The following is a 6,644-nucleotide window of genomic DNA, read 5'->3' as shown; positions in this document are numbered from 1 at the left end:
GATGAGCGTCGGGCGGCCGGACGGGGCAGGCCGTAGTGGTCGCGCAGCGTCGTGCCCTCGTACTCGGTGCGGAACACGCCGCGGCTCTGCAGGATCGGCACGACGTGGTCGACGAACGCGTCGAAGCTGCCGGGCAGATAGGGCGGCATGATGTTGAAACCGTCGGCGGCACCGGACTCGAACCAGGTGACGATCCGATCCGCGACCTGCTCCGGGGTGCCCACGATCGTGCCGTGCCCGCGGGCGCCGGCGAGGCGATGCAGCAATCCGCGCAGGGTCAGGCCGGGTTCGCGTTCGACCATGTCGAAGATGACCCGCGAACGGCTCTGCGCGCCCTGCACGTCCTCGGGGTGGGGCAGCGCGTGCAGCGGAACCGGACCGTCCAGGGGGAACCCGGACAGGTCGACGTCGTCGAATCGGGACGACAGGTGCGCCAACCCGACCTCGGGTATCGACAGATCCGTCAGGTCCTGCTCGATGCGCCGTGCCTCCGCCTCGGTGGAACCGATGATGGGAGACAGGCCGGGAAGGATCTTGACGGTGTCGGGGTCGCGGCCGAACGCCGCCGCCTGGGCCTTCACGTCACGGTAGAAGTCCTGCGCGTCGCCGAGGTCGACCTGCGCGGTGAAGATCGCCTCGGCGAAGCGCGCGGCGAACGCGCGGCCCTCCACGGACGAGCCTGCCTGGACGAGTACCGGGTGCCCCTGCGGTGAGCGCGCCGCATTGAGGGGCCCGCGAACCCGGAAGTGTGGTCCGGCGTGGTCGATCCGGTGCACCCTGTCCGCGTCGGCGTAGATGCCGCGCTCGCGATCGACGACGACGGCGTCGTCCTCCCAGCTGTCCCACAGGGCAATGGCAACCTCGAGGTATTCGGTAGCGCGTTCGTAGCGGTCGGTGTGGCCGAGCCGGCCGTCGAACCCGAAGTTGTGCGCGGCCGCGGAGGACCACGAGGTGACGATGTTCCATCCCGCACGTCCGCCGCTGATGTGGTCCAGCGACGAGAACTGGCGGGCCAGGTTGTAGGGCTCCGTGTACGTGGTGGACGCGGTTCCGATGAGACCGATGTGCTCGGTGACCAACGCCAACGCGGACAGCAAGGTCAGCGGCTCGAAACTGCTCTGCGCGACGCGGTCGGCGTGCCGTCCGACCGCCGGGACGTCCGCCAGGAAGATCGAATCGAACCGTCCGCGCTCGGCCGTCTGTGCGATCTCGCGGTAGTAGTGCACGTCGTCGACGCGTTCGGGGGTGGTACCCGGCAGTCGCCACGACGCTTCGTGGTGGCCGGTCGTGGGAACGAACACGTTGAGATGCAATCGAGAAGCCATAGCGAACACCCTCCGAAATACTGTCGGCACAAATCACCGGCAGTTCAGCAGGGTTCGGACGCCGACCCAATACTTGTGCTCGACGTGATTCCAGGGAGGGGTAGTTCAGCATCGGGGAGTCGAGGATTGCGTCCTCGTCCCTGAACGAATGTTGGTGCCCGTGCGTGGTTTTGGTAGCGGCAACTACCAAAACCACGCACGGGCACGGGGGACGGGTCAGGTGGTGAGGATGGTGGCCGCGGCGGTGCCGGGGGCTCCGTAGAGCTGTGCGAAGCCGACGCGGGGAGTACCTGAGATCTGCCGGTCACCCGCCTCGCCACGCAGTTGCCGTACCAACTCGTGGACCTGCCGAAGCCCGGACGCGCCGATCGGTTCGCCGTTGGCGATGAGGCCACCGTCGGTGTTGACGGGAAGCCGGCCACCGATCTCCGTGTGGCCCTCGGCGATCAGTTTCTCCTGGTCGCCGTCGGCGCAGAACCCGGCCTCGGCCAGGTGGATGACCTCGGCGCCGGCGTCGGTGTCCTGCAGTTGCACGACGTCGACCTCTTCGGGTGCGATCCCGGCCGCTTCGAACGCGGTCCGCGACGCGTAGACGGTCGGGGAGGCGTCCTCGTCGACGGGCGCGAACGTCGTGTTCACCTCGTAGGCCCCGTATCGCCGCGTGCGGATCTCGACCGCCCGTACGTAGACGGGGGTGCGGGTGAAGCGGTGCGCCATATCCGCCCGGCACATGACGACGGCGGCGGCGCCTTCGTCGGGCGCGCAGAACATGTAGTGCGTCAGCGGGTAGTTCAGCGTCGGGGAGTCGAGGATCGTGTCCTCGTCGATGGGCTTGCGGCGGAACGCATTCGGATTCAAGGCCCCGTTGCGGTAGTTCTTCGCCGCGACCTTCGCGAGGGTGCGCTGCGAGATCCCGTGGTCGTGCAGGTATTTGTTGGCCTTCATCCCGAAGAACTGGGTGGTGAGGTACTGGCCGTTCTCCCCGTACCACCTCGGCATCCCGACCAGAGTGGGGTCGACGGTGAACGCCCCGCGCGGATGCTTGTCCATCCCGATCGCGATACCGATGTCGAAGCGACCCACCCGGATCGAATCCACACACACCTGGGTCGCGCTCGCCGCGGTCGCGCACGCGTTGAAAACGTTCGTGAACGGCAACCCGGTCAGACCCAGAGTCCCGACGATCGCGTCGGGATTCGCGATCTCCCAGCTGCCCCCGACGGCGAACTGCATGTCCTTCCACTGCAGCCCCGCATCGTCGAGCGCTGCCTGCACGGCATCGGCACCCATGTCCATCGCGGACTTGCCGTCGAACCGGCCGAACGGGTGCAGCCCCACCCCGATGATGGCGACATCGTCCATCCCGACTCTCCTCGTCGCTCAGACCGCGCGGAACGCGAACGTGACGGTTTCGGTTCCGTCGTCGTCGACGGCGATGGGCACCATGGTCAGTTCGACCTCCATGCCGAAATGCAGCTTGTTCGGGTCGTTCTCGGTGAGCCGCCCCTCGACGCGGACGACGTCGTCGAGCTGGACCAGCCCGACGCCGAACGGGGTGAACGTCGCGGCCGTTTCGCGCCCGGCGTAGGGAGGGCCGGGGAGAAAGCCCTGCGTCGTCCACGAGACGAGGGTTCCGCGCCGCGGCAACGTGGTCTCGGCGACGTTGCGTGAACTGCACCGCGGGCACCGCCTGTGCACCGGAAATGCGACGGCCGCGCAGTCCTCGCACCGACTGCCGATGAGCTGCGGGTCGGGCTCGGGCCAGGTGGAGATCTCGGGTGCCAGGGCTCGGGGCATCGGGTTTCTCCTTCGTCTCGGCGGCACATCGAACCGAACGTCGACGAATATACGGTAAGGCATACAGTAAAACCATTGCCGGTCGTGGGGGTGCTGCTCCTCGGCGATCCGCATGGGATCCACGGTTGCCTGCCGGACCTGGTTCGGGATTGACTTCACGGACGCCCGTACAGATGCAGGAGGGTCCATGGAGTTGCGCAGGTTGGCCGGTGCGATGGCAGTGGCCCTCGCGACGACACTGACAGCGTCCGTGTCGTTCGCCGACGCAGAGCCCCTCGTGCCCGCAGCCCCGGTCGCCGAGGCGTTCACCCTGCCGGAACTGATCGGGCCCTACCCGTCGGACGCTCCCGCGCGCGGCTCGTACATCGGCGTCCTCGACGGCTTCACCGAGATCCGGGACACGCGCCCCGACCTGCTGCAGCGCAATCTCGACCGCGGCGTGGAGATCAACAACGCCGCGACCCCGGTCGAACAGCAGCGCGCCCTGTTCGACGACAACCACGACCGCCTGCTCTCGCTGTCCGACGGCCTCGGCGCCGGCCTCGGCGGCATCTTCCGCGCGGCGCTCGCCCAGCATCGGCTGCCGAAAGTCGCGGCCCTGCTCGCCGGGGACCTCGCCCGCGCCGGTGGCATCGCGAACTCGACACTCGTCGAGAAGAACCACTGGAGCAATCCGCGGCCCTTCGAGGTGGTGCCCGAACGCATCGTCGCCTATCGGGGCGACGGCATCAGCGGAGGTGCCGACCCGTTCGCCGATGTGTACGGCACCGACTCGTACCCCTCCGGGCACGCGTCGCAGGCGTACTGGAAAGGCATCCTGCTCGCCGACATGCTGCCCGAACTGGCACCGCAGATCCTCACGCGCGCGTCCGAGATCGGCAACGGGCGCATCGTGCTCGGCGTGCACTACCCGCTCGACGTCATGGCTGGCCGCATCATGGGCCAGGCGGCCGCGGCGGACCGGCTCGACGATCCGGCGTTCGCGCGGCTCGTCGACGAAGCGGGTGCGGAACTGCGCGCCGTGCTCGAGACCGCCGCCGGGATGCCGCTGCGTGACTACATCGCCTCCGACAGCCCGTACCGGTCCGCGGAGACGGCCCGCGCCGAATTCCGCGAACGGCTCACCTACGGGTTCGAGCGGATCCATCCGGACGCCACGAACGGCATTCCCGCCGAGGCCGCGGTGCTGCTGCGTGCGGCCGCACCGGACCTGACCGACGAGCAGCGTCTGGATGTGCTGCGGCAGACGGCGATTCCCGCCGGATACCCGCTGGACCGGACCGGTCCCGACGGCGGCTGGCTGCGCCTCGACCTCGTCGCAGCTCACGAGGCGGTCGCCGGGAACTGATCCCATCGTTCCGATCACAGGGATTTCAACGCTTCAGCGGAATCGCGTCGCGGCTCTAGCGTCGTGGGCACAACGGGGGAGAGATTCACAGCCCGCCCACGGTGCCCGAGGAGGCGTGAAATGACCACGATCGAAAAGCGACTCACTGTCGAACCACTGTCCGGCTGGACCGGCGCCTTGATCCACGGCGCGGATCTGTCGCAGCCGTTGTCCGACGGTGAGATCGCAACGATCCGGGAGGCGCTGCTGCGCTGGAAGGTGGTGTTCTTCCGCGACCAGGATCTCGACCACGCTTCGCAGATCGCGTTCGGCAAGCAGTTCGGCGACGTCACCCCCGGTCATCCCTACGAAGGCACCACCGCGCCGGAGGGATTCCCCGAGATCCACACCGTCTCACCGAAGGCCTACGACCACCGGTACGGCGCCGACTACACCAAGCGCCGCGGGGCGGCCGGCCCCGGCTGGCACGCCGAGGTCACCCCGCTGATCAACCCGCCGTCGCATTCGATCCTGCGCGCCGAGACGATCCCGCCATTCGGCGGCGACACCCAGTTCAGCAACGTCGCGGCCGCCTATCAGGGCCTGAGCGAACCGGTCCGGGCGTTCATCGACGAGCTGCGCGCCGAGCACCGATTCGGCGCCGCGTTCGACGCCGAGCGCAGTTCGGAGAAGATCGGGGACCTGGTCCGCACCAACCCGCTCGCCACGATTCATCCCGTGGTGCGGGTGCATCCCGAGAGCGGGGAGCGCGTCGTCTACGTCAATCCGTCGTTCACGCGGGAGATCGTGAACCTCGCGCCGCGCGAGTCGCGGCACGTGCTGGACCTGCTGTTCGCCGAAGTCGCACGCCCGGAATACACGGTCCGGTTCAAGTGGGAACCCGGCAGCGTCGCGTTCTGGGACAACCGGGCCGCGCTGCACCTGGCGCCGCAGGACGCCCACCATCTCGACCACGACCGGGTTCTGCACCGCATCACCCTCGTCGGCGACGTGCCGGTCGGGCCGAACGGAGTGAAGTCCGAATCGATCTCGGGTGAATGGTTCGGGGCGGCCTGAGCATGACCACCGTCCTCGAAAAGTCCTCGGCGGGAGTCGCTCTCGTCGATCCCACCGCGCTGTCCGCGCGCACCCAGCGCGCCTCGCGGGTGCCGCGGTCGGTGCAGCGCCTGCTCGGTCCGGTCCTGCTCGTCGTGGCCTGGCAGGTCGCGTCGAGCACCGGGTTCTTCGACGAACGCACGGTGCCCCGGCCGCTGTCGGTGCTGTCCGCGGCGTGGCGGCTCATCACCGACGGGTCGCTGGAGGAGCACCTGACGATCAGCCTGCTGCGCGTCGGCTACGGCCTGCTCATCGGCATCGCGCTCGGGCTGGTGCTCGCCGTGGTCTCCGGCCTGTCCCGCATCGGCGAGAACTTCGTCGACGCCAACATGGAAGTGCTGCGGGCGGTTCCGAACTTCGCGCTGGTACCGCTGCTCATCGTGTGGTTCGGCATCAGCGAGGTCCCGAAGGTCATCCTCATCGTCCTGGCGGTCGCGGTATCCATCTACATCAACACCTTCGCCGCGATACGCAGCGTCGACGCCGGGCTCGTCGAGGCGGCACGTTCGTTCGGGGTCGGCCGCGGCGAACTGATCCGTGTCGTCCTGCCCGGCGCACTGCCCGGGTTCCTCGTCGGCCTGCGCCTCGCCCTCACCGGCGCGTGGCTCTCGCTGATCTTCGCCGAGACGATCAACGCGAAGAAGGGCCTGGGCCGCATGATGACCGACGCCCGCGAGTACTTCCAGATCGACGTCGTGTTCGTACTCATCGCGGTGTACGCAATCCTCGGGCTGCTCTCCATCGCGGTGGTGCGCTGGCTGGAGAACCGGCTGCTGACCTGGAGGCGAGCCTACGATGGCAACTGACCTGGTGGACAACGACACCCAGACGGTCGTTGTCGCGCGCGGTGTGCGACGGGTGTTCGGCGCGCAGACCGTCCTCGACGGTCTCGACGTCGAGATCGCCGCGGGCGAGTTCGTCGCGCTGCTCGGACGCAGCGGATCCGGCAAGTCGACCTTCCTGCGGGCGCTCGGCGCGCTGGACCCCGACGTCCAGGGCCACATCCGGGTGCCCGCGAAACAGGCGGTCGTGTTCCAGGAACCGCGTCTGCTGCCGTGGCAGAAGGTGCTGACCAACGT

At 68.4% G+C, this 6,644-nt stretch carries 7 protein-coding genes; 4 read left to right on the top strand and 3 right to left on the bottom strand.

What is annotated here, in order from left to right:
- From I0Q12_RS13490 to I0Q12_RS13480, 3 genes are all read right to left on the bottom strand, one after another.
- A partial coding sequence (locus I0Q12_RS13490) for an LLM class flavin-dependent oxidoreductase (RefSeq protein ID WP_197252397.1) occupies positions 1-1,325 on the bottom strand: 1,325 nt, incomplete at its 3' end.
- A gap of 216 nt (positions 1,326-1,541) precedes the next feature.
- On the bottom strand, positions 1,542-2,687 hold the full coding sequence (locus I0Q12_RS13485) for a thiolase family protein (RefSeq protein WP_197252396.1): 1,146 nt from the start codon (positions 2,685-2,687) through the stop codon (positions 1,542-1,544).
- Between the two features lie 18 nt (positions 2,688-2,705).
- Positions 2,706-3,122, bottom strand: a complete 417-nt coding sequence (locus I0Q12_RS13480) for a Zn-ribbon domain-containing OB-fold protein (protein ID WP_197252395.1) — start codon at positions 3,120-3,122, stop codon at positions 2,706-2,708.
- Between the two features lie 187 nt (positions 3,123-3,309).
- Between I0Q12_RS13480 and I0Q12_RS13475 the strand changes: the two genes are divergently transcribed.
- The 4 genes from I0Q12_RS13475 to I0Q12_RS32785 form a co-directional block, all read left to right on the top strand.
- The gene (locus tag I0Q12_RS13475; RefSeq protein ID WP_197252394.1) at positions 3,310-4,470 is read left to right on the top strand and encodes a phosphatase PAP2 family protein; all 1,161 of its coding nucleotides are present in this window, start codon (positions 3,310-3,312) and stop codon (positions 4,468-4,470) included.
- A 120-nt stretch (positions 4,471-4,590) separates the two neighbouring features.
- Positions 4,591-5,526: a TauD/TfdA family dioxygenase gene (locus tag I0Q12_RS13470; RefSeq protein ID WP_197252393.1), complete on the top strand. Its 936-nt coding sequence runs from the start codon at positions 4,591-4,593 to the stop codon at positions 5,524-5,526.
- Positions 5,527-5,528: 2 nt separating this feature from the next.
- On the top strand, positions 5,529-6,371 hold the full coding sequence (locus tag I0Q12_RS13465; RefSeq protein WP_197252392.1) for an ABC transporter permease: 843 nt from the start codon (positions 5,529-5,531) through the stop codon (positions 6,369-6,371).
- Positions 6,361-6,644, top strand: a 284-nt coding sequence (locus I0Q12_RS32785) for an ATP-binding cassette domain-containing protein (RefSeq protein WP_231610588.1), incomplete at its 3' end; no start/stop codon positions are given. The genes I0Q12_RS13465 and I0Q12_RS32785, both read left to right, overlap by 11 nt.

It is taken from the genome of Rhodococcus sp. CX, assembly GCF_015865005.1.
Taxonomy (GTDB): domain Bacteria; phylum Actinomycetota; class Actinomycetes; order Mycobacteriales; family Mycobacteriaceae; genus Rhodococcus.
Note: the sequence above shows the minus strand (reverse complement) of the source record. Positions and strands in the feature narration are given on the sequence as shown.

What these genes read in the sequence shown, in the direction of transcription:
- I0Q12_RS13485 (WP_197252396.1), bottom strand. Translation starts at nt 2,687, where the DNA reads ATGGACGATGTCGCCATCATCGGGGTGGGGCTGCACCCGTTCGGCCGG.
- I0Q12_RS13465 (WP_197252392.1), top strand. Translation starts at nt 5,529, where the DNA reads ATGACCACCGTCCTCGAAAAGTCCTCGGCGGGAGTCGCTCTCGTCGAT.
- I0Q12_RS13470 (WP_197252393.1), top strand. Translation starts at nt 4,591, where the DNA reads ATGACCACGATCGAAAAGCGACTCACTGTCGAACCACTGTCCGGCTGG.
- I0Q12_RS13475 (WP_197252394.1), top strand. Translation starts at nt 3,310, where the DNA reads ATGGAGTTGCGCAGGTTGGCCGGTGCGATGGCAGTGGCCCTCGCGACG.
- I0Q12_RS13480 (WP_197252395.1), bottom strand. Translation starts at nt 3,122, where the DNA reads ATGCCCCGAGCCCTGGCACCCGAGATCTCCACCTGGCCCGAGCCCGAC.